Raw genomic sequence first — 22013 nt, 5'->3', positions numbered from 1 at the left:
GAATTAACAAAATTAGTGGATGCACACAAGCAGAAGTATTCTATAACTAACATATTGTCTTTCATAAAATTTATAGAATGCCTTATGCAATTTTGTATATTAAATACCCACTGTGATTGTTGTGAAAAGAAACATAAAGTCTACATGGACGGACATTGTTTCATCGTTGATAAGCGTTATCAGTTCTTATGTCACTATACTGGCAAGATAACAACATTTCGTTGTGGAGAAACGGAAGATAGGATGAAAGGAATCATCACTATTACTGAGCCCCGAGAGTGGTGGCCTGTTGGCGTTCCTACGTCAAAAGCGATTTTGTACAAGGATGATAAAGAGGTTCAGTATACTGTCTGAGCATCATTTCTCACAATATTAAAAACTTCAAATTCTGCTCTTCTTTGACCGTTTTATTCGATTTATATTCGTTAGAATGGAGTCGTATATATTTCAGCTATGTTAGTGTTGCATTGATTTAGTAATAAAAGTACTCAATAACCATTGCAATAAAAATACAAACGGCCACGTTATCGTGGCCGTTCTTCAATGTATGTTACAGCTCAGTGGGTTGGTAACACAAAATACTCATCGACATCGGAAGCTGAAGCACTTGTTTATGCGCTTGTCCGGTTAACACACTGGTTTGATTGGTGTCGCAGATTACTAGCCAGTCCTGTTCCCTATCGCTCGGAAGGGTAAAGCGTGCGGGGGCATTGGTTTGATTGATCAAGTAAAGCAGCTCTTGCCCCTTTTCGTTAATGCCTAGATGTAATGACACCGCACTAAGTTGATTCCAGTCGTCATGCTCCATCACTGTGCCATCAATTCTGCGCCAAACAATACGATTAAAATTACGCTGTTTACCACTGAACGCCTTGATAAAAGGCACCATAAATTCCTGCCTAGCAGCGACCATATCAGAAAGCCAAGTGCGGAATGTGTGTTTTAATGGTGCTTCTTGCCAATTGAGCCAGCTGATGGCGTTGTCTTGGCAATAGGCGTTGTTATTACCTTTTTGGCTGTGAGAGAGTACATCAGCCATTAAAATATGGGGAATACCAAAGGCAAACAGTAAGCTGGCCATGAAGTTGCGTTTCTGTCGCTCGCGTTTACTTTGAATGGTGATACTGGTCGTGAGGCCTTCGTGGCCATAGTTGTCGGAGCGGTTATCTCCATGACCATCACGATTTTGTTCGCCGTTAGCCTCGTTGTGTTTATGCTTGTAAGACACCAGATCTTGCAAAGAGAAGCCATCATGGTAGGTGATATAATTCACCGTCATTCGATAGGGCCAATTGGCGGCGCTGTAAAGATCGCGAGAGCCCATTAATCGGGTCGCAAACTCTTTTAAATAACCTTTATCACCACGCCAGAAACTTCGTGTGATATCGCGAAGGCGATCATTACATTCGTTCCAACCAAACGGGAAATGACCTACCTGATAACCATTGGGGCCTATATCCCAAGGTTCTGCAATCAGCTTTACCTCTCGTAAGATGGGATCTTGAGCAACGGCTTTAAAAAAAGCGCTGCCAGAATTGAAGTTATCTCCCTCTCGCCCCAGTGTGGCCGCTAAGTCAAAACGAAAGCCATCAATATGGAACTCTTTCACCCAGTAGCGCAGTGTGTCCATAACCAAATTGAGAGAGGCTTGATGCGATAAGTCGACGGTATTGCCACACCCCGTGTAGTTGGCGTAATGGTGTCCGTGTTTGAGGTAATACTTATGATCCAATGCTTTTAAGTTGAAAGTAGGACCTCCTTCTCCCCCTTCAGCCGTATGGTTGTAGACCACATCCATGATCACTTCAATGCCATGTCGATGCAGTTCACGAATTGTGGTTTTCAATTCAGTCACCGCATCGTGCTCTGCATAGCGAGGGTCGGGCACCATGAACAAATACGGGTTGTATCCCCAATAGTTGGTTTTGTGCATTTCCAGCAGGTGTGGTTCATGCATACAGGCGGTGATTGGCAGTAGCTGTAAGGTATTGATATTTTGCTGGCGATAGAAGCTGAGCATGCTTTCGCTGATTAAGCCAAGGTACTTACCACGGCAGGCTTCTTCCACCTGTGGATTGAGCATAGTGACGCCTTTCACATGCGTTTCAAAAAGGATCATTTCATTTCTGCAACGCTTAGGAGCCACAACGTTTTGCCAGTCGAAATCGTCTTTGATCACCACACATTTGGCTAAGGTAAAACTGGTGTCCGCGGTAAAAGGCAGCTTATACGTCAGTGGTTGGTCGAGCGATTTGGCATAGGGGTCGGAAATATAATGAGTTAGGTCTGCAACAGTGCAGAGATAGCCATAACGTTGCCCTGCTTGAATACCCTCGATATGAGTATAACGGACTCCCGCTTGTTCATTGCCCAGCGGGTGGGTTGTGTAACCACCTTGATCGTCAAAGAGCGCCAATTGGAGGTCTTGGCTGTCTGGGGCATAAATCGAAAAGTTGCACCCCGTTTCATCGAGTGTGGCTCCAAGTGGATACGGGCGAGAATTCGTCACTGTCATTGTTCAATATTATTTTTGTATTTCTGAATCTTAAGTAAATGTCTTTGTCTTTCTTTGGTCAAGCGCCCTAGGGCAATTAATTTAAGTGTAATTTATTTTCATTTTGATGACGCTCAAAGGTAAAAAAGTGAGCGGCTTGGCGTTTTGTTCTGATTATTTTGATCAGTCAGCAAATATCTCCACCCAAATATTGTGACACGCGGCAATAAAATCGTGTTCTGTAAATTTTCTACTCCTTACTCATCCCCCTGAAATAAACAGGAGGTGGAGGAAGTGCACTTTCTCCTCCTTAGGTAACCTTTCTCACAGTTGAAACGAATGGGGGCTTGCCCCGTCTTACCTCTCTTCTCGATGTCGCCTATTTCTGCCTTTATGGGTTCTGTCGGGGAGAGACTAAAAAAACAAAACCCTAAATGGAGTTAATAATGAAAAAAGTAAGTGTAATTGCTGCTGCAGTGGCTGCGACTCTCGCTGCAAGTTCGGCGTTTGCAGTCGACTTTAACGGCTATTTCCGCGCTGGAACAGGAATCAGTGGTCAGGGCAATGGTGATATCTCTGTAGACAAAAATGGTGTGGGTCGTTTGGGTAATGAAAACGACAACTACTATGAGTTTGGTTTTGCTGAAGAGCTAAAAACAGGTGAGCAAACTTGGCGTTTAGAGTCGATGATCGCTTCAGGTACGCAAGGTGCAAACGGCTGGGAAGACAGTGACTTCAACGTTGCTCAGTTTGCGGTGAAAGCGAAAGGTTTGATTGCCGGTGATGATAGCGCTGAAATCTGGGCTGGTAAGACATACTACCAACGTAAAGACATTCACATCACAGACTTTTACTTTTTGAACACATCAGGTACCGGTGGTGGTATCCAAAACCTTTCTGTTGGTGATCAGAAACTATCTGTTGCGTTGATCCAAGATGGTAGCCACGATGATTCAACGGGTTATATCTTTGACGCACGTTTGGCAAACATTGGTTTGTGGCAAGATGCGAGCCTTGAGCTAGCACTGGCTTACAACTTTGCGACTGATAAAGGTGATGCAACAGAAGCGGCAAAAGATGGCGTTTTAGGTTCTGCAATTGTTCACCAAAATATGTCAATGGGCTTTAACCAAACTGTACTGCAATACGGTACGAATGGTTATGGTGTTCAAGCGGCTAACCTATGGGGCGCTGGCTCTTACTACAACCGTGGTAACGCAGATCAAAACGACGCAACAGGTTACCGTTTAATTAACTGGGGTGTGGTTAACCTTGGTGAATCATGGGAAATGGGTCACCAGCTTGCTTACTTAGCCGGTTCCGATATCGGTGCGAGCAAGCTAGATATTGACCAATACTCGCTTGTGGCGCGTCCAATGTATAAGTGGAACGACACCATGCGTACCGTATTTGAAGCAGGTTACAACGCAGGTGAACGTGTGGATGGCACGGGTGCTGCAACAGAAGATTTCGGTCTAAGTAAGTTCACGGTAGCTCAGTCTTGGGCGATGGGTAACGGCTTCTGGGCTCGTCCAGAGCTACGTGTCTACGGTTCATACTTGCTTGATACTGAAAACGACAACGCGTTCGGTACTAACGAAGATACCGAGTACGTGGTTGGTATCCAAGTAGAAGCTTGGTGGTAAACCCAGCTTTGTCCTAACTGTCTTAAGTCATTACTAGCCGGCGTTTTCCGTCGGCTATTTTTTTAAGCCCTCTCCCCCGAGGATTTAAAAAAATAACCAGAAGGATGAATCGCTTATGTATTTCCGTGCTTTGATTTTAAGTGGTTGTGTTGCCCTGACCGGCTGTCAAACAACGCAAGTTGTTGAACAAGTGCTCGCTGCAAATGCTCAAATGGTCAGCTCGATTGAAGGCTTAAGTAAATTGCCTTTGACGCTGCCAAGTTCCGTGGTGGTCGACATCACCCAAGGCAGCCAGATCCTAACCATGAATGGCATTGAGAGCCCGGTTGCGGCGTTTGAGATCCCTGCAAATCGTGGTGAGTTAGACATTACCATTACATCTTTGATTGAAGATTCGGTGTTTTATCCGTCGGCAGTGATCATGAGCAAAAGTGGTAAAATTCTAGAGTCTTACCAAGGTGCGGATTTTGAATACCGAAAGCCACGTTTGAATCTGGGTGATCGCATTGAAGCTGAAAAGCGTTTTTTTCCTCCCTATGGTGAAGAGAGTGTGTACTTAATCGTCTACACCACAAAGGAAGCATTGAAAGGAACGACAGGGGTGATCCATCCCGCTCGTTTGGATGCGGAGGCTCGTGGTAACTATCTACCAGAGATCAAGGACATCCCTAAACCCCATGCCAACACAGGTCGAATTGAAGTTGCCGTAAAAGGGGCTGGCTTTATTCGGATTGGTACTGAGGCAGAAAAAACCGATACACCACCTGCTAAACGTATCGCTGCACCACAACCAGAGACACAAGCCTTTTACCACAATGCCATTCGAGCGGCGGTTGAAGCCAATGATCTCAATAAAGCTCTCAGCTTACTTGAAGAAGCCAAAGCCCTGAATATCGAAGGTGCGCAGCAGATCTTTGTTCAGGCCGTGAATAAGAAATAGAGACTTTTAGCAAGAATTAAAACGCTATCGCATGACTGCGATAGCGTTTTTTTAATTGGATAATTCAAGAAAGCGTGCTGACAAAGGAGGCAAATCAAGCTGCATAGTTGCTGATGATTGAGTAACGACCAGCTCAAAGCATTGCTGTGAAAGTTTGTCGGGTACCGCATATGCGCCGGGCTTTAACTGCCAGTGGTGGATGAGCGCCTGAGGCAAAGTGAGATCGATGGTTTGACCCTCATGTTTGCTGAAATTAGTGGCTAAGATGAGCTTTTGGCGCTTGCAGCTTCTGGCAAAAGCATAGAGCTGATGTTGCATTGGAGCAAAGTTCTTATGGTTTTCTGCGTAAAGATCATGATATTCCCCAAGCAATGCAGGGCTGTTTAAGCAGAGATTCAATAATTGCTGGTAGAACTGTCGCAGCGCCTTTTCGTGCGGGTTAAGCTGACCGCCATCAAATCTGCCATGGTTCATCCAGCGTTGGTGATGGGGAACGCCAATGTAGTCAAAAATCGATGTTCTTGATGGTTGGCCAAATCCTGCGATTTCGTTGGCGGGTTCACCAACTTCTTGGCCAAAGTAGATCAGTGTCGGCGCTGACGATAAGCAAGCTGACACCAACATGGCAGGTTTAGCCGCTTCAGCTAAGCCAGCAAACTCGGGAGAAGCAATGCGTTGCTCATCATGGTTTTCGAGAAAATGCAGCATATGCTGCTCAATATCGCGCATTTCCCATTCGATACGGCCAATATCGCTGGTGGAGCCGTCTCCTTGCATGATGGCTTTGAGTTGATCATAGAGATCAACTTTGTCATACAGGTAATCCATTTTCCCAAGCTGGATATAATCTCGATATAACGAAGGTTGGTAGACTTCAGCCATCAAGAATGCTTCTGGGTAGTGATGTTTAATGGTGGCATTGAGAAAGCTCCAGAATTCAACAGGCACCATTTCGGCCATGTCATAACGAAATCCATCAACCCCTTTGCTTAGCCAAAACAAAGCAATATCACGGAACTTATACCAAGAGTCAGGTAGGTTGTGTGCTTGCCAGTATTGATAGTGCGCTGCATGATTCTTGTCTCGGAACCCTTGCGGAAGTGTCGGGAAGTCCTTGCTACCATCAGGTTTGATACCGTAATTAATTTTAACGGTTTCGTACCAATCATCGGCTTGTGGTTTGGCAAGCCGTGAGCCATTACCCGTCCATTTTGCTGGGTATTCTACATACGGATTTTCTTGCCTTGAGGGCTGTTGGCCTCCTAATGGCTGCATATGAGGGGGAAGATCTGGTGTTTTAAATGCGTGATCAGGGATGTAATAAAAGTTGTTGTCTCGAGCGTAAGCCACTTTGTTGTTGTCGTTTTCACCGAAATCTTGAACATCTTTGGGATTATTCAGCCCTTGGTAATGGCGAGCAACATGGTTAGGAACAATATCAATGATCACTTTCATTCCGGCCTCATGGGTCCGTTTGATTAACGCCTCGAACTCTTGGTTTCGTTGTGCTGGGTCATCGGCCAAGTCTGGGTTGACGGAGTAATAATCTTTGACGGCGTAAGGAGAGCCTGCGCGACCTTTGACTATATCTGGGTGATCTGCCGCGATCCCAAATTCGGAATAATCGGTGAGAAGCGCATGATGCGGCACGCCGGTATACCAGATGTGTGTGATACCGAGCTGGCGAATGGCGCTTAACGCTTCAGGTGTTAAATCAGAAAACTTACCCACGCCATTTTGCTGCATGGTGCCCCACGCTTGATTGGTGGTATTGGTATTGCCAAAGAGGCGGGTAAAAACCTGATAAATATTGAATTTGCTCATGACTAACGCTGTGAAAGTGATTTCATTCTAGCGTAGAAGAGCACGGAGGATTTTCCCTCATCCTCTGCTTACGTTAAGGGGGCGTAGATGGATTTTTTGTGAGTGTGATAAAAGAAACGCCGCATCGAAATGCGGCGTTGGTTTAGTAGGAAATGGTTCTGTTCAACAAGATTACTTACGATCTTGGTCGAAGTCGCCATGGAAGTGGTCGTGATCTGACACACTGTCTGCGGCTTTCAGCTTCTCACCGATACGCAGTTTTTCTGCCGGCGCTTCGTAGCTCAATGAACGAGCCATACGTGGTGCTGCTTCTTCCGCTGGGAACAGCTCTTTGCTAAACGCGTAGTAAGTGGTGACGTAAGCAAGAGCTTGAGTGTTGACGTAAAGCGCTTGCTGGCTCACGTTTGTGAGATCATCACACGCTTGGTGGTAACACTTGTCGTAAGCGACATCGATTTCACCGCCAAACTGAGCCACTTCTTCCGCTGATTTCACTTTCTCTGCACCGGTAAACAGGCCACCAAATGCCACGCCCCAATCCGCAAAGCCTGCGTAGTCAGAACGCTTAGATAGTGCTTGAGGTACGGTCGATTCAGATTTCGAAGTAAAGAACTCATTGAAAATGGACTCGATATCTGATGTACCGTGCGGTGGCTCAAAATCACCAGTGTAGGCGTTGTCTGGGCTGTCTTTGGTATCAGACAAGTCGCCATCCATTACACCGTAGATGTAGTTTGGAGAGCCAATCATATCGAAGTTTAGATACAACTTAACTTTGTTTAGCTTGTTGTAACGTGCTTCAACCATATCCACTTGCTCTGGTGTCAATGCATTTGGATCGGTAATTTCTAGCTCCGCCATGATCTCGGTTTGTGCTTGATCGTACAACGGACCAAACAATTCATTGGTGTAGTACTCAGAGCCAACAAGACCTGCTTCTTCTGCTGCCCACCAAGCGAAACGGACTTTGTTTTTCACTGGTGCTTTTGTTTCTGCCAGTGCAACTGCGTATTCAAGTAGACCAGCAGTACCAGTACCGTTGTCGTTGATACCTGGGCCTTCCGGTACCGAATCTAAGTGCGCACCTAACATCACAACCTGATTCGGGTTACCGCGTTTGGTTTCTGCAAGAATGTTTTGTGTTACGACCATTTCATCCTGAACGTTCGCAGTAAGCTTCACAGGAACGCTTTGCCCTTGTTCCACCAGAGTTCGCCATTCAGCACCTAGATCGAAGCGTGCGCCTATTGCAGGAATGGTCACTTTGGTATCGCTACCCAAGGTACCACTAACTACTGCCTTACGGCCTTCGTTATTACCTTGGTTAAAGACGATAACTGCTTTCGCGCCTGCGTTTTGAGCGTTCATCACTTTCGCATCAAAAGTACAGCCACCACGTTGGATAGCTGCGATCTTACCTGTGACATCTTTGCCTTCAAAGTCTGATGCTTCACAGCCATCCGTACTGTCGTAATCTGCTGCGTCAAAACGAAAATCTGGTGTCACAAATGCTACTTCACCAGTAATTTCGCCATTTGAACTACCTGAGTAGGACATGACTGCGTAGTCAGGATCCACGCCTTCACCTGCTTCTCGCACACCGACTAAATCGGCGTTATTAACATTCAGCGCACTGCCTGCTAACTCTTCCCATGCGCGGAAGTCAAATTCTTGAGTGGTGACCTCATAGCCATGCTCTTCCATGACGTCAATGATGTATTCCAATGACTCTTGGTAGCCCACTGTACCTGCTGCACGGGTAATAGAGTTCCCGTCGCTGGTTTTTGAAGCGCGTGCTTCGAGCTCTGCTAAGTGCTCGACGACGTCTTCACGATCGATTTTGCCACTGACGTGTTCCGCCGCTGTTCTGGGATCGTTCCAGAAACACCCTGTTAACATTGTTGAGCTAATCAGAGTTGCGAGGATTGTTTTCGTTGTTGTTATGCTTACTTGCATTTGTGACTCCTTGTGTTTATGAATCCCAACCATTCTTACCTTGAATAAGGTTGATTAATACGTAACTAAGTTATTAATTTGTTAAATAATGAATTGACATCAAACAATTGGTATCTTTGCAATGCAACGTGATTAGAGTTGATACACCAATGTCGCATAATCAACAACTTCTGTATTCAATAATACTGTTGTAATTTATAGGCTTAGCGTTTGATATAGGCATGAGAAATTGTGAGGGAGATTGAATGGTTTTCATGCTTTGGTACTGAAGCTTTATACGGGGTTAGTACTAGTTTTATAAAATATCACGCTGTTAGCTCGCAAAATATATATTTACAGTATCTATGTATGAGTGGTGTTTTATATCATACCTTGACCATTATTTGGTTAAGGATACTAGTGCAATGCATAAATGGTTTTTTAACGCTTTGATATATGGTTCTGGAGCTGCTCTAGGTGCTGTTTTGTTAATGGGATGTAGCGAGCAACCTGTGACCTCTGAATCACATTTAGGCGTCTATTCTTCAACTTATCCCGGTTTGCCTCATGTGAAATTCTATCGTTCAGAAGGAAAAAATTATCTGATCACGCCTTGGGGGCACCAGCAAATTCAAATTAAACCAGACGGTACCTTTGACGCGGTTGCAGGCAGTGAGGATGCTACTGGCACGTTGTCTTCGTTGGAAGAGGGGGTGTACCAAAAGGTGGTAATCAATTATTGGGGTGAGAGCCATCAGTTAACGCGCGTTGAAGATGCTGAAGGGGAGGCATTAATCGAGCTGCTGTATGGTTCCAACTGGTTTAACCCTATATCACCAGTTGATGATTGCGATGATGATTGGTTGGTCAAAAAAGAAGAGGTGACCTTTGATCATACCAAGTTGGATGCACTGTTGGAGAAGCTTAACGGCGAACAAGATCCTTATCAAAAAACCAGTAGTTTGCTTGTGATGAAACAGGGCCAATTGATTGTAGAAGAATACATGAATGGTTGGCAGGCCGAGTATCCTCATAGTATTCAATCGATATCAAAAAGTTTGACCTCGTTAATGGTTGGTGTAGCTATTGAAGAGGGGCTTATCGAAGATGAAGAATCGCCGCTATCGACCTATTTGCCGCATTACACGGGATTTTTTCAAGGAGATAAGAGCCAACTGACGTTAAAGCATTTTCTAACGATGAGTTCTGGATTGGATTGGGATGAGTGGAGCTTACCTTATTCAGATCCAAATAACGTCCGCTATCAAGAAATGTTCAACTCAGAGCCCGTGAAGTTTGTCCTCGATAGAGAACTCGTTCAATCTCCAGGAGCTCACTTTACTTATAACGGTGGTCTAGTCACTGTCGTGGGGGAAATTCTGGCAGATAGGGACCGTAAAGCGAACTTAGCTGGTTATATTCCGCAAAGCAAAATGGCAGAGCTTTGTTTTAAAAATGCTTATATGTCAGGCCAAATGGGGAATGTGAGTAACGCGGCCGGAGGTGGCTTTTTACGCGCAAGGGATATGTTGAAACTTGGGATGCTGGTGCTAAATGATGGTCAATGGAAAGGAAAGCAGATCGTCAGTAAAGATTGGATTGAACGCTCAACCCAGTTCTATGTCGCCACCAATTGGGACGGTAGTGGTTATGGCTATTACTGGTGGATAAATGACCATTTTGTTGATGGTAAAACGTATCGTGTTGTATATGGTCTTGGTTATGGCGGTCAGGTTATTGCTGTTGTGAAAGAGCTGGATCTTATCGTAGTGAAAACAGCCACCAATTATGCAGGGCAGACGAATGATTTCAGCATCATGAAACACGACATTCTTCCTATCTTTGTTGGATATGAGGATTAACATCCAGCCCCAAACAAGAATGATGTGCTTGCAAAGAGCACGTCATTTTTGTTTACCAAGCCATGGATACATGCAAACCGACTGATTCATCATCCACCCATGGAATAAGCTGGACGTTATTGTCGAATGCGTCGGTAAATATCCATGCGGAAACAGAGCCGAGCACTGCTCCTGCCAAAACATCTCGCCAGTAGTGTCGATTGGCTTCGACGCGGCCAACTCCCACGAGAGAGGCAACGCCATAAGCGGGCAAGCCAACTTCCCAACCATAGCGAAGATGCAGAGTCGTGGCGGAAGAAAAGGCCATGGCGGTATGGTTAGAGGGGAAGCTGTCATCGCTGCTGCCATCAGGCCTTTCTTCTTCAATCAAAGCTTTGCCTAGCAACCCAGTTCCGCCTGCTACTGCCATACTAAGACCAGCTTGCTGAAAGCCTTGCCAATCTTCTTTGTAGGCAGGCAAAGCCAGCGCCGCACCAACCAAACTATATGCGCCAATATCACTAAATGTGTCCCAGTGATCTGAGCTTGAGGCTTGGACAGGTAAAGACAGCGTGGCAGTAAGGAGCAGAGGAGCAAGTCGGGTTACAGCTTTCATAATGTCGATGTTTGATGGCGTTCATTTGAGACAAATTGTAATTCTGAACAGGGGGAATGTGACAGAGAGTTGTAAAATCCACGAGACGTTTTTTTCATTTGTCGCAACTCTGGATAGGTGCTCACAAAATATCAAAAAAGCAGAACAGCAAGAAAGTGTTGAATTGTTAGTTTTATTCTTATTAAACAAATTGTTATGTGCAATTTTAATGATAGTGATGTGTATTTTCTTGTTTTGACAGTGGTGAGTTATTTCCTACTCTTAATGTCATGCGCTTAAATCCGAAACGAGATGTATTGAGGACAGCAACCAGCAGCAAGAGTATTACGACAACGTCAGAAAAAGGAGAATCCGATGGCGACATTCAAACAGGACATTCCGAATCGAGTAACGGTTTATCATGATGATCTTGATCAGGAAAACGCATTGAAAAACGCGATGCTTCCAGAAAAGCCGCGCTACTTCAATGGGTCACCAACCTATCAGGCGAATAGCGTCGATGAGTTTAAATCGAAGCTTAATCAAATAGGGATGTCGCTTGACGTATAACTCCTAGCCATTTCCTCCAAATGTTGAGGATAGCCACAACAGGGTAAAGCCGTTGCTTTACCCTGTTTTTTTCATCACTAGCCCTAACCTTCCTTTATCTTTCTTTCCGTCTGGCAGGTTGACCATTTTTTTATCAATCACAGTAAAGCCAATGCTTTCACATAGGGTGATGAGCTCTGCGACAGGGTAAGCATCATAGAAAAATTTGACATCAAACATAACGCCAGTAAAAGGTGCGATGTTGGTGTCGCTACCGCCACTGGATAAGATAAGTAACCCTTCCGGAGAGAGGGCTTGATAAGCCTTGATCAATAAGGGGAGGTGTTGTTCGCGAGATAGATGGAATAGGCTGTCCCAGATCACCACACCATTGTATATATGATTGGTATTGAATGATTCCAGATCCTGCAAATGCCATTGATGCAGTGGGAAGCGTTCTTGGGCGACTGCCAGCAATTTCTTTGAGCGATCAACTCCTGTGATCCGGTGGCCGTTTTCAATCAGCAACTGAGCGACGGGAGTACCTGTACCGCAGCCAAGGTCTAAGATAGCGCTCTCTTGAGGTAGCTGGTTCAAAAAACAACGGAATAGGGCTTGGTCAGGTTTAGGCAGCGTAGTGCGCATTGCTTGCCATTGGCTGGCAATTAAGTCGTATTCGGCCTTCATTCGCTTCCTTGTGATGTTAAACGGGGCAGGATCCTATTCTGCCCCGATTTGCCTATTTATCCCAGTTCAGAGCATACTTTTTTTTGTATTCCCGGAGGGGCGGGTTCGTAATGACTTAATGTCATATTGAACATGCCTTGTCCGCCAGTGAGTGAACGAAGACGTCGTGCATAATCTTGCAGTTCATTGATAGGCGATTTGGCCTGCATTAAGGTAAAGTTATTTGCTTGTGGTTCGGTGCTCTCGATTAAACCTCGGTTGGCAGAGAGATCGCCAGAAACATCCCCAACACTGTTGGTCGGAATTGTCAGTTCCATTTGAACAATGGGCTCTAAAACAATAGGTGCGGCTTGTTCAACGGCTTCCAAAAATGCTTTTTTCCCAGCAATAACGAATGCGATCTCTTTCGAATCAACGGAATGGTATTTGCCGTCAAACACCGTGACCTCAACATCTTTGATTGGGTTGCCGGATATCGCACCTTCTTCAACTGCTTGCAGGATGCCTTTTTCGACCGCAGGAATTAAAGAAGTTGGGATGGCACCACCCACAACCTTATTAATGAACTTGAAGCCGCTGCCTCTTTCCAATGGTCGTACACTCAGTTTCACTTCGCCAAATTGACCGGCACCACCGCTTTGCTTTTTATGGCGGTAATGGCCTTCGGCTGGCTTGGTGATGGTTTCAAAGTATTCCACGCTTGGCTGGCTGGTTTCTAGCTGGAGCTTATAGACATCAGCCATTTTTTCCAAGGCTACCTTGAGATGAAATTCGCCTTGTCCACTGAGGACGGTTTCGTTGGTTCGTTTACGATGCTCGACTTTCAGCGAAGGGTCTTCACTGGCAATACGGTTTAGTACTTCACCTAATTTTTGTTCGTCGCCGCGTTTGACGGGTTTAATGCTCAAACTGTACATGGATTCAGGGAAGTTGAGTGTTTTTAAGCTGACGTCATCTTCCTCATGGGAGTCGTGCACAATTGCGTCAAACTCAAGGTCATCGACCTTAGCTAATACGCAAAAATCTCCCGCCAATGCACGTGAAATTTCACTTCGTTGCTTGCCTTGCAGTTGATATAGATGGCCGACTTTGAAGGCTTTATTGCTGTCGCCTATGAATAGTTGGCTGCCAGTACTAATCTCACCTTGATAGACACGTAAATAGGCCAGTTTCCCCATGTAAGGATCGACGCTGACTTTGTATACGTGAGCAACGCTGTGCTCCAATGTTTCACAATTGACTTTGATTTTTTGCCCATTTTTCTCCAGCAGTGGCGGATTGCCCTCGTTTGGCATTGGCATAATTTCAGAAAGTACATCAAGTAGCAGCTCAACCCCAGCGCCTGTTTGTGCTGAAACAAAACAGATAGGGATCACGTGCCCAGTACGCAAAGCTTCCTCAAATGGGTCGTGTAACTGTTCTGGGGTGAGAGCAGAACCTTGCTCAAGGTAAAGCGCCATTAGGTCTTCGTCTAACTCTACGACTTGGTCAATGAGGCGTTCATGCGTTGAAGTGACGTCGGAAATACAGGTTGAAGCTTGCTCGTTTGGTTCAAAGTAACAATCCACCACTTCGGTGCAATCAGCAGAGGGTAGGTTGATGGGGAGGCAACTGTCGCCAAAGTGGTGCTCAATGTGCTGTAAAATTTCTTCAAGTTTATTGGCGTGGCTGTCGAGCTTATTGATGATGATCATCTGGCATTTTTGTTGCTCTTTAGCGAAGGCATATAACCGATCGGATACTTGATTGATTGGCATTTGAGGGTCGATAACCAAAGCCGATGTTTCAACCGCAGGGTAAATACTGAGTGTTCGACCAAGCAACTCGGCTTGTCCGGGGGTATCGATAATATTGAGGCGATGTTTTTTCCAGCTCAGAGCGACTGGAGTCGCTTCAATACTGTGTTGGTAATGAATAGATTGGTTATCAAAGTCGGTGACGGTATCTCCTTTGTCAACACTACCAAGGTGCGTGGTGGTATGAGTGGTGTACAAGAGCTTTTCGATGAGGGTTGTCTTGCCACTACCAGATTGACCAACAAAGGCGATATTACGGATCTTGTTGATGGGCATAGTGAGTTCCTTACAAAATGAAAGACGAAAGACCTTGGAGTAGGCGGGATTACCGCCTGCCCGTCTTCCATGTCATTTTGCGGATGACTCGGTACATACACTCCCCAAACAAGGATGAGAGTTTTCAGTATGCAGTAATATCCTTATTGTTTATGTGACTTATTTCACTGGTGATGATTTAAGCAAGTAAAATGTTGGTGAGTTCTTATAAGCCAGAATCCGATGGCAGATTCTGGCTTTAGAGTGGGATTAGTTGGATTATTCGCAGGCGATCACGAGGTTACGTCCACGATTTTTAGCTTTGTAGAGGCAACGATCAGCAGCTGAAAGTGCTTTTGAAACATCAGTACTCTGCCATTCAGTGATGCCGATGCTTACGGTGACGGGCTCGGCATGCTCTAGCCCAAGAGAATAGAGCAATTGGCTTTCGACGCGATGACGGATTCGCTCGGCGATGATAACGCCATACTCAAGGCTTGTTTCTGGCAAAATCAGTGCAAACTCTTCACCACCCATCCGGCCAAACACATCATTGCCCCGGATTTCACTTGATACTAACGTACAAAATGTTTTAAGAACCGCATCACCAGCAGGGTGCCCATAGGTATCATTGATGGTTTTGAAGTGATCGAGGTCGAGCATACACACACAGGCCGGGATATTCATTCGCCTGATGTCGTCTGCCATGGACAATAAGGCACGTCGGTTTAATACGCCCGTTAATGGGTCTTGTCTAACGAGTTCTACGAGCTGTGATTCTTTGTGTTTAATGGTTGAGGCCATGCTTGAAAATGCATTAAAAAGGTCACCAATTTCATCGTCTCGTAGCATGTACTCAGTCTTCACTTTACGCCCCATGGAAAGATCGCCCACTCGGCGGCGCAAGATGGCAATTGGGGCGGCAATATAGCGTGATAGCGACAAGGTCAGAATGATAAACAGGATCAGTGTGATCATTAGGTACAACAGCACTTCTCGTAGTAGTTCATCACACTGTTTTTCCAATTCCTGCATGGGAACAAACACCAACATACTGACGCCGTATTTGTGTGCGTCAGGGGCGTTCGGTGCGTATCTAAAGTGGACTAAGTGCCGTTTTAAGGAGACAGGAATGTTGATGTTGACCAACACACCACCTAAATCATTGCGTATTTGCGGCTGACTTGTTTGGTTGATCTTATGACGAGCAAGTTGCTCCCCTTCTAAATAGTTGGTGGCGGATAGGAGCTGCATGTTTTCATTCAGTACCAGCGCCACATCAACCTCTTTGAAGTCATTCGCTAATAGATTTTTCTTGATCTCAAAGAGTTGGTCTTCAACTTGAGTTTTATCCAGCACCACGGTGTAAAAGCCAATCAACTCTTTTTTACAATTGAGCATTGGGCGCGAGTAAAAGTAGGTTTCTGTTTCGAAAATAAGTCCGAGGTCGGCGACTTTGTCACTACTTGCAAGTTCAACGATTGTTTTTGGTAATTGCTTTCGTTCCCGCAGTACCAGTAAGCGGCTGTTTAATTCACGATTGGCGGCCGAGTTTTCTTCGCCCCGATTCTTTAGCGCATAAATGGCATTTTCAACTTCACGCTCTTGGCGCACGGCTTCAGGGTATTGCTTGGACCACTGCTCATAAGAATCATAAAGCCGATCGACAGTTAAGTCGGATAATACGCGTGTGTTAAGAATGTTTTGCCTCAGCACGTAACGGTTACTGCTATTTGGCGAGAGTGTCGAAAAACTGACTACCCCATTTAGATCAGATACGATAAGCGCGGAAAAACCATTGCCATAACTCAATGCACTGGAAGCCATTTCCGCGATTGGGCGCTGCCCTTCAAAACAACGATTAAGCTCCAGACTCAGGCGATCAAACTCGTCAAAACGTCCCTCTATCGAGTGACCAAGTTCGTGTGCTCCCAATGTGGCCGCAAGTTGGCTACTTTGAAACACATGATCAATGATGATTTTTTCTCGTGCTTGATAATAAGCATAACTAAACAAAACTATGGATATTGCCAAAGGCAACAATATCAAAAACACTTTAACACTGAGTTTATTCATCCACTATATTTCTTTGATCTTGTGGGGTAATGATGCCGAGATTCTTAATAACGGTGAGGTCGCCGTTATTAAACTGCCCTAGATACATCGGCAAATTAAAGTGATGATCGACCCGTAGGCTGACTTTAGCATCACCGTCATAGAGCGTTATATTTTGCAGCTGATTAACGGTTGTCTCTTTATTGAATTCTCCTGAAGCTTCAATGGCTTTTTTAAGAATGAACATCAAATCATAATGCGATTTGCTTGAGTAAGTGACGACACTTTCGTAACCATGGAACTTGCGATAATCCTCGACGAACTTTTGCGCCGTAGAGGTGTCGAGTTCATTAAAGAAATGGAGCGCAGTCAGTACCCCATTTAATGCCGCACTGTCGACATTACTTAAGTAGGTTTCATCGGCTGCAAATGCGACCACTTGGATGTTGCGACCAAAATCAAAATTGGCCATTTGAGAGAGGAATTGGAAACCGTCTGCGCCAGGCAAAATTAGCATCAGCGTTTGGGCGGCCGAGTCTTTGATGCGTTGGAAGACGGGCTGGTAGTTTTCTACACCAAATGCCGTGAACTCGACGTTGGTTACTTGACCATGATTTCGGTCAACCTCTTCAACAATGTGCTCTGACATTTTATGTGGCCAAATATAGTCGTAACCAAAGATATAAAATTTATCACCGACGTTTTCGGTTAGATAAGGAACGACAGGAGTAATGTAATGTTCAGGGATGGTGCTGTAGCAGATCAAGTAGCGACTAAAATGTCGTCCTTCATAATCGATGCCGTAAAGCATTGGTGTTTTAAACTCATCGGCGATCTCTGACATTGCATAGCGTGATGAACTGCTCACTGGCCCAAGCAATGCGAACACATTCTCAACCTGAACGAGCTCACGGCTAAAGGCGACGGTTTTGGCTGGATCTGTTTGATTATCTTTTACGATGAGGCTTAACGGTCGACCAAGCACACCACCTTGAGCGTTAATTTGCTCCACCGCTAACTGAGCGCCTTTTAATGCTTGCTGTCCATATACCGCGAATGTTCCGGTTAGTGGCAACACCACTCCGACCTTTATCGGCTCTTTCGCTGGCGAGCAGCTAAATAAAAACACGCAAATAAAGGCCACAAATAATGGCCTATTTGGTACCCACTTTTTCATCACCACACGCTACCTGAATAATGTTATCAACTTATTTATTAATAAAAGTCCACAAACTTGGGTTAGTAAAGATGTTACATTTTCAAGTCTATAGTTTAATTATTATTAATTTTATCAGGCGTTTTTATAAAAACCATAGTGCCGACATATGGTTTGGCGTCAAAAATACGTCAATATTTAGCTTTTTATGATATTAAAAGCATATATTTTATGTGGTTAATTTTACATAGTGTGAATTTACATTGTAAATTCACACTATGTTGCATATAAGATTCACTTCTTTTGAGCTCTCAATATAAACATTTGGTCTAATTACTTTCGGCAATACCAATAATACGTTTGATCATGTCATCGGCAGTAACACTTTTGTCTCGATAAAAGCGGAAGATTGCGGAGTTCATGGCTTGTTGAGCGACGGGATTAAGCGCCATCGAGTCAGTCATACTAGGGGCCGCACGCCCTTGTTGAACTGCGCGTTTGAAGTCTTGATAGGATTGTTGCTGACAGTCATTGAAATGGCGCATATCAATATCAAGCCGAGGTGGAATGGAACCCTTAAGCTTATTGAAGCGGATTTGAAAATCACGATTCGCCATAATAGTCGCCAGCTTATTCGCTTGTTGATGGGAAGTCATGTTGCCAGACATGAAGATAAAGCTGTCCATATTGTAGAGGAAAATGTCATGGGATTGGGGTGCTGGATAACAAGCGATCTGCTGGGGGACTGACTTACCGCGGGCAAGTAAGTCTCCGAGAATCCAATCTCCTCCCAACTGAAACAGCGCACGGTCTTCTGCAAGTGCTTGGGTGGCGGTATCCCACTTTTGATTAGGTTCGAGCTTTTCAAGTAATAAACTGAGTCGGCGAAACTTCTTAAGCGCACGGCGCATCTGTGGTGAATCAATCTGTTCCGGTTTTAACTGCACCAATGCTGTTTTGTAAAACTCAACACCACCATAGGCAATGATCAAGCTTTCAAAAAGCTGGGCGATTTGCCACGGTTGTTCGCCAATTGCCAGCGGGATAATTCCTTGAGTTTTAGCGGTTTCCATTGCGGACAACATCTCTTCCCACGTTTGTGGTGGAGTGAGCTGAAGTTTGCTGAGCAAAGTGTTGTTAACCCACAGCCAGTTTAAGCGATGCAATGTCATGGGGAGTGCAACATAACCATTGATAGTCTTATTGATATCAATGGCAAGTGGGTACAAGGTTTGTTCCCAACGCTGAGCGTTAGCGGTTGGGTTTAAGTTGTAGAGAATGCCAATGGCATCCCACGCTTTAATACTGGGTCCCTCGATTTGTGCAAAGGTGGGAGTATTCCCTGCCAGTGCGCGCGCTTGAAGCACGGTAAGTGCGCTGTCACCTCCGCCTCCGGTTACTGGCGACATCGAGATGGGCATATTGTGTTTTTCTAACTCTTGTTTTAGCTCATTGAGAGCTCGCTGTTCACCTTGCGATGTCCACCAATGGAGGAATTCTACTTGGGCCATTGTTGTGTGGCTAAATAGCAAAGAAGCCATCAGTGCCATTGTTTTTGTCATATTAGCCTCTTGGAAATATCAAACTTGCGTTAAGCCCACCGTTTGAAGTGAGGCTGAGTTGTAAATGCCCACCATGTGCTTTAGCAATGCTTTGAGAGATGGTTAAGCCAAGTCCATTGCCTTCTTGTGTTGAATCCGCCCGAAAGTACGGAGCGCACAGCTTTTCTAGTACGTCGGCTGTTAAGCCATTACCTTCATCAGTGATAGTAAGGACTAACGCTTTATCACCGTCTTCAATGTTGATTTTGGCGCAAGTGCCATATTTGACGGCATTATCGATAAGGTTTTGTAGGCAACGCTTCATGGCAAGAGGCTTACCAATAAAAGGCTGTACGGCTTGGCCGTGGATAACAACTTGTTCTTGTTTATAGGGTAAGTTTTCAGTGATGTGGTGTAGCATTTGGTTAATGTCAATCGGTTCGACATCTTCATGAATATCCGTTTCCCGTATACATTGCAACGCCCCTTTGACCATGAGATCCAAGTCATTCGCGAGCCGTGAAAATCGTTCTCTGTCACGATCGTCATCCAGCATTTCTGCTCGTAGCTTAAGACAAGCAATAGGGGTTTTTAAATCGTGGGAGATCGAGCCAAATAACATATCTCTATCTTGAATGTAGCTGTCGATACGACGATTCATCTTGTTGAAGGCTCGAACGGCGGCACGCAGCTCATTACTGCCTTCCTCTTTAACTTCAGGCACGTTTAAGCGACTCGACATCAAAGTTGCCGCCTTAGCGAGACGGCGCATCGGGCGAATCTCTTTGCGTACAACAAACCACGTACAAATTAAGAGCAATAGCGCAGACAAAGCCAAGGTCAGCCACTCTCGAACATCAAAATAACGGGTATGAAGCTGAATATAAGGAGCTGGAAGTACGGCTGCGAGATAAAACCATTCATTCGGTGCGACTTCGACTTGGATGACAAGAATGGGAGGATTGAGTGCGCCATACGAGAGCGAATAATGAGCCCACAGCATAGGAAGCTCATCGATAGGTAATTCATTATTGAAGACTCTGAGTTTATCCCGACGGGTAAACTCAACATGGATATTGCCAATTTCAGACAATTCATTTGCTAGGACGTCATGAACCTCGTTTATTACAAGGGACTTACGTTCGCTCTCGGGTAGTGGAGCCATATCGATTTGGTGATTGTTTAGGGAGACAAAGAAGCGGGTGCCTCCCATGTTCCTCAATTGGTTGAGTACTAAATGGCGATACTCCACAGGCAACGTCTGGAAGAAAGAGACCGTCGAGGATGCGCTCATCGCAAGGCTTCGCACTGTTGTCACCAGCCCTTGCTTGTCGCGGTTACTGGTGTGCTGATACCAAATTGCCCCGGCAAGCAACTGAGCAAGAATGATCACGGTAAGAAGAAACAAGCTGGTACGGGTGGCGAGGGAGTTGGACCAGAATCTAACGCTCATAATGGACGTCCGTGGTCAGCATGTACCCTTTGTTACGTACTGTGAGGATCAAGGAGCGATCTTTGTCTTCCAAGTGATGACGCAAGCGGCTGATTTGGACATCGATTCCGCGCTCAAATGGATCCGCATCTCGGCCCCATATTTCACGAGCAATATCGTCTCTGGATAGAATGGATTCGGCATGTGTGACAAAGAGGCTCAGCAAAGAGATATCTGCCCCACTAAGTTGTTTGATGTGATTAGTGGGTAAGTGAATGAGTTGGCGTGTGACGGTATTCAATTGCCAGTCAGCAAAATTCACTTTCTTTGCTAACGTTGAGCTGCTAGTCAGCTGGCTACGACGTAAGATGGTTTTGATGCGCGCAAGTAGCTCCCGGGGGCTGAAAGATTTGGTGATGTAGTCATCGGCTCCCATTTCTAATCCTGCGACACGGTCTGCTTCTTCAGCAACGGCGGTGAGCATAATAATAGGGACGTCTGAGGTACGTCGCAGCTTCTGACACAATGTAAATCCATCGTCGCCTGGCATCATAATATCTAAAATAATCAGATCAGGTTTGTGCTGGCTAAGCTGTGCCCACATAGCCTCACCATTCTCAGCCCCTAAAACCAGAAAACCGGCCTTACCTAAATAGTCGGAAAGTGCTTCGCGAAGCTCGGCGTTGTCGTCCACGACTAAAATCAACTTATCATCCATGCATTACCTCCCAGTCATACCGCCGATAATGATGCGACAAGTTCGATCTGGTCTCAATTGATGGAAATATAAATTGCTGTATGAGTGGTGCCTTTTTTGTAAGGATTTACTTACAAATGCATGACTGTGAAGAGACTTGCAATGTTTCATTTAACTTGTTGAATCCCTCGCAAACCACTGACCAAAAAGAGCCCCGCATGGATACGGGGCAATACACCAAAGTAAGGGGGTAGGTGCAGTTATTCGGCAGTGCAGCCAACTTGGATACTTCAGATTTGCTAACAATACTGGTTTTTGGCCTCAGCTGCTGATGAGTTTTGTAACGCCTTTGTAAGTGAACACTTACATCCAATAATATCCTTTAACTAACATGATTTCTCATATAGATAATCACTAAAAATAAACTTAAGTACTAGTTTTTGGCTGGTTTCCTCATTCATTTTGTTGATTAGTTTTCTTTAATTGATATCATTTATCAATAATTAATATATTTATAAATAAAGATTAATACTTTTTGCTTGCTGGCGATCGGGATGAGGTTTTAACCAA

At 45.0% G+C, this 22013-nt stretch carries 15 protein-coding genes; 4 read left to right on the top strand and 11 right to left on the bottom strand.

The genetic code is table 11. From position 1 onward, the window contains the following. Positions 1 to 550 precede the first annotated feature (550 nt). Entirely contained in the window at positions 551 to 2515 is a 1965-nt protein-coding gene (glgX, locus tag ACQEXU_RS08605; RefSeq protein ID WP_427010476.1) for a glycogen debranching protein GlgX, read from the bottom strand. A 425-nt stretch (positions 2516 to 2940) separates the two neighbouring features. Between glgX and lamB the strand changes: the two genes are divergently transcribed. Together lamB and ACQEXU_RS08595 are read left to right on the top strand one after the other, a co-directional pair. Then, on the top strand, positions 2941 to 4140 hold the full coding sequence (gene lamB / locus ACQEXU_RS08600; protein ID WP_427010475.1) for a maltoporin LamB: 1200 nt from the start codon (positions 2941 to 2943) through the stop codon (positions 4138 to 4140). 115 nt (positions 4141 to 4255) lie between these two features. Continuing rightward, the gene (locus ACQEXU_RS08595; protein WP_427010474.1) at positions 4256 to 5080 is read left to right on the top strand and encodes a MalM family protein; all 825 of its coding nucleotides are present in this window, start codon (positions 4256 to 4258) and stop codon (positions 5078 to 5080) included. Between the two features lie 51 nt (positions 5081 to 5131). Here the strand turns inward: ACQEXU_RS08595 and ACQEXU_RS08590 are convergent, their stop codons facing one another. Beyond that, positions 5132 to 6904: an alpha-amylase family glycosyl hydrolase gene (locus tag ACQEXU_RS08590; RefSeq protein WP_427010473.1), complete on the bottom strand. Its 1773-nt coding sequence runs from the start codon at positions 6902 to 6904 to the stop codon at positions 5132 to 5134. 171 nt (positions 6905 to 7075) lie between these two features. Further along, complete coding sequence (locus tag ACQEXU_RS08585) at positions 7076 to 8860, bottom strand: M20/M25/M40 family metallo-hydrolase (RefSeq protein ID WP_427010472.1); 1785 nt, start codon at positions 8858 to 8860, stop codon at positions 7076 to 7078. Positions 8861 to 9264: 404 nt separating this feature from the next. Between ACQEXU_RS08585 and ACQEXU_RS08580 the strand changes: the two genes are divergently transcribed. Beyond that, the gene (locus tag ACQEXU_RS08580; RefSeq protein WP_427010471.1) at positions 9265 to 10701 is read left to right on the top strand and encodes a serine hydrolase domain-containing protein; all 1437 of its coding nucleotides are present in this window, start codon (positions 9265 to 9267) and stop codon (positions 10699 to 10701) included. A gap of 52 nt (positions 10702 to 10753) precedes the next feature. Here ACQEXU_RS08580 and ACQEXU_RS08575 read toward each other — a convergent pair whose 3' ends face one another. Next, the gene (locus tag ACQEXU_RS08575) at positions 10754 to 11296 is read right to left on the bottom strand and encodes a phosphatase PAP2 family protein (RefSeq protein WP_427010470.1); all 543 of its coding nucleotides are present in this window, start codon (positions 11294 to 11296) and stop codon (positions 10754 to 10756) included. A gap of 354 nt (positions 11297 to 11650) precedes the next feature. Here ACQEXU_RS08575 and ACQEXU_RS08570 point away from each other — a divergent pair, with 354 nt between their 5' ends. Continuing rightward, positions 11651 to 11845, top strand: a complete 195-nt coding sequence (locus ACQEXU_RS08570) for a hypothetical protein (RefSeq protein ID WP_367989301.1) — start codon at positions 11651 to 11653, stop codon at positions 11843 to 11845. Between the two features lie 57 nt (positions 11846 to 11902). Here ACQEXU_RS08570 and ACQEXU_RS08565 read toward each other — a convergent pair whose 3' ends face one another. The 7 genes from ACQEXU_RS08565 to ACQEXU_RS08535 form a co-directional block, all read right to left on the bottom strand. Beyond that, positions 11903 to 12511 (bottom strand): class I SAM-dependent DNA methyltransferase, encoded by a 609-nt coding sequence (locus tag ACQEXU_RS08565; RefSeq protein WP_427010469.1) that lies wholly within the window; start codon positions 12509 to 12511, stop codon positions 11903 to 11905. A gap of 56 nt (positions 12512 to 12567) precedes the next feature. Beyond that, complete coding sequence (gene fusA / locus ACQEXU_RS08560) at positions 12568 to 14583, bottom strand: elongation factor G (RefSeq protein ID WP_427010468.1); 2016 nt, start codon at positions 14581 to 14583, stop codon at positions 12568 to 12570. A 258-nt stretch (positions 14584 to 14841) separates the two neighbouring features. After that, the gene (locus ACQEXU_RS08555; RefSeq protein WP_427010467.1) at positions 14842 to 16638 is read right to left on the bottom strand and encodes a diguanylate cyclase; all 1797 of its coding nucleotides are present in this window, start codon (positions 16636 to 16638) and stop codon (positions 14842 to 14844) included. Further along, positions 16631 to 17794, bottom strand: a complete 1164-nt coding sequence (locus tag ACQEXU_RS08550) for a substrate-binding protein (RefSeq protein ID WP_427010466.1) — start codon at positions 17792 to 17794, stop codon at positions 16631 to 16633. Before ACQEXU_RS08550 ends, ACQEXU_RS08555 begins: the two co-directional genes overlap by 8 nt. Before the next feature lie 308 nt (positions 17795 to 18102). Beyond that, positions 18103 to 19335, bottom strand: a complete 1233-nt coding sequence (locus ACQEXU_RS08545; protein WP_427010465.1) for an ABC transporter substrate-binding protein — start codon at positions 19333 to 19335, stop codon at positions 18103 to 18105. Position 19336: 1 nt separating this feature from the next. Next, positions 19337 to 20767, bottom strand: coding sequence for an ATP-binding protein (locus ACQEXU_RS08540; RefSeq protein ID WP_427010464.1), 1431 nt, complete (start codon positions 20765 to 20767; stop codon positions 19337 to 19339). Further along, positions 20757 to 21464, bottom strand: coding sequence for a response regulator (locus tag ACQEXU_RS08535; RefSeq protein ID WP_427010463.1), 708 nt, complete (start codon positions 21462 to 21464; stop codon positions 20757 to 20759). The genes ACQEXU_RS08540 and ACQEXU_RS08535 overlap by 11 nt, the downstream gene beginning before the upstream one ends. Positions 21465 to 22013: the final 549 nt, after the last annotated feature.

The sequence above is a fragment of the Vibrio sp. TRT 21S02 genome (assembly GCF_050113675.1).
Classification (GTDB): Bacteria; Pseudomonadota; Gammaproteobacteria; order Enterobacterales; family Vibrionaceae; genus Vibrio.
The sequence above is the reverse complement of the archived record's forward strand: the minus strand, read 5'-3'. Positions and strand labels throughout refer to the sequence as shown.

What these genes read in the sequence shown, in the direction of transcription:
- glgX (WP_427010476.1), bottom strand. Translation starts at nt 2,515, where the DNA reads ATGACAGTGACGAATTCTCGCCCGTATCCACTTGGAGCCACACTCGAT.
- lamB (WP_427010475.1), top strand. Translation starts at nt 2,941, where the DNA reads ATGAAAAAAGTAAGTGTAATTGCTGCTGCAGTGGCTGCGACTCTCGCT.
- ACQEXU_RS08595 (WP_427010474.1), top strand. Translation starts at nt 4,256, where the DNA reads ATGTATTTCCGTGCTTTGATTTTAAGTGGTTGTGTTGCCCTGACCGGC.
- ACQEXU_RS08590 (WP_427010473.1), bottom strand. Translation starts at nt 6,904, where the DNA reads ATGAGCAAATTCAATATTTATCAGGTTTTTACCCGCCTCTTTGGCAAT.
- ACQEXU_RS08585 (WP_427010472.1), bottom strand. Translation starts at nt 8,860, where the DNA reads ATGCAAGTAAGCATAACAACAACGAAAACAATCCTCGCAACTCTGATT.
- ACQEXU_RS08580 (WP_427010471.1), top strand. Translation starts at nt 9,265, where the DNA reads ATGCATAAATGGTTTTTTAACGCTTTGATATATGGTTCTGGAGCTGCT.
- ACQEXU_RS08575 (WP_427010470.1), bottom strand. Translation starts at nt 11,296, where the DNA reads ATGAAAGCTGTAACCCGACTTGCTCCTCTGCTCCTTACTGCCACGCTG.
- ACQEXU_RS08570 (WP_367989301.1), top strand. Translation starts at nt 11,651, where the DNA reads ATGGCGACATTCAAACAGGACATTCCGAATCGAGTAACGGTTTATCAT.
- ACQEXU_RS08565 (WP_427010469.1), bottom strand. Translation starts at nt 12,511, where the DNA reads ATGAAGGCCGAATACGACTTAATTGCCAGCCAATGGCAAGCAATGCGC.
- fusA (WP_427010468.1), bottom strand. Translation starts at nt 14,583, where the DNA reads ATGCCCATCAACAAGATCCGTAATATCGCCTTTGTTGGTCAATCTGGT.
- ACQEXU_RS08555 (WP_427010467.1), bottom strand. Translation starts at nt 16,638, where the DNA reads ATGAATAAACTCAGTGTTAAAGTGTTTTTGATATTGTTGCCTTTGGCA.
- ACQEXU_RS08550 (WP_427010466.1), bottom strand. Translation starts at nt 17,794, where the DNA reads ATGAAAAAGTGGGTACCAAATAGGCCATTATTTGTGGCCTTTATTTGC.
- ACQEXU_RS08545 (WP_427010465.1), bottom strand. Translation starts at nt 19,335, where the DNA reads ATGACAAAAACAATGGCACTGATGGCTTCTTTGCTATTTAGCCACACA.
- ACQEXU_RS08540 (WP_427010464.1), bottom strand. Translation starts at nt 20,767, where the DNA reads ATGAGCGTTAGATTCTGGTCCAACTCCCTCGCCACCCGTACCAGCTTG.
- ACQEXU_RS08535 (WP_427010463.1), bottom strand. Translation starts at nt 21,464, where the DNA reads ATGGATGATAAGTTGATTTTAGTCGTGGACGACAACGCCGAGCTTCGC.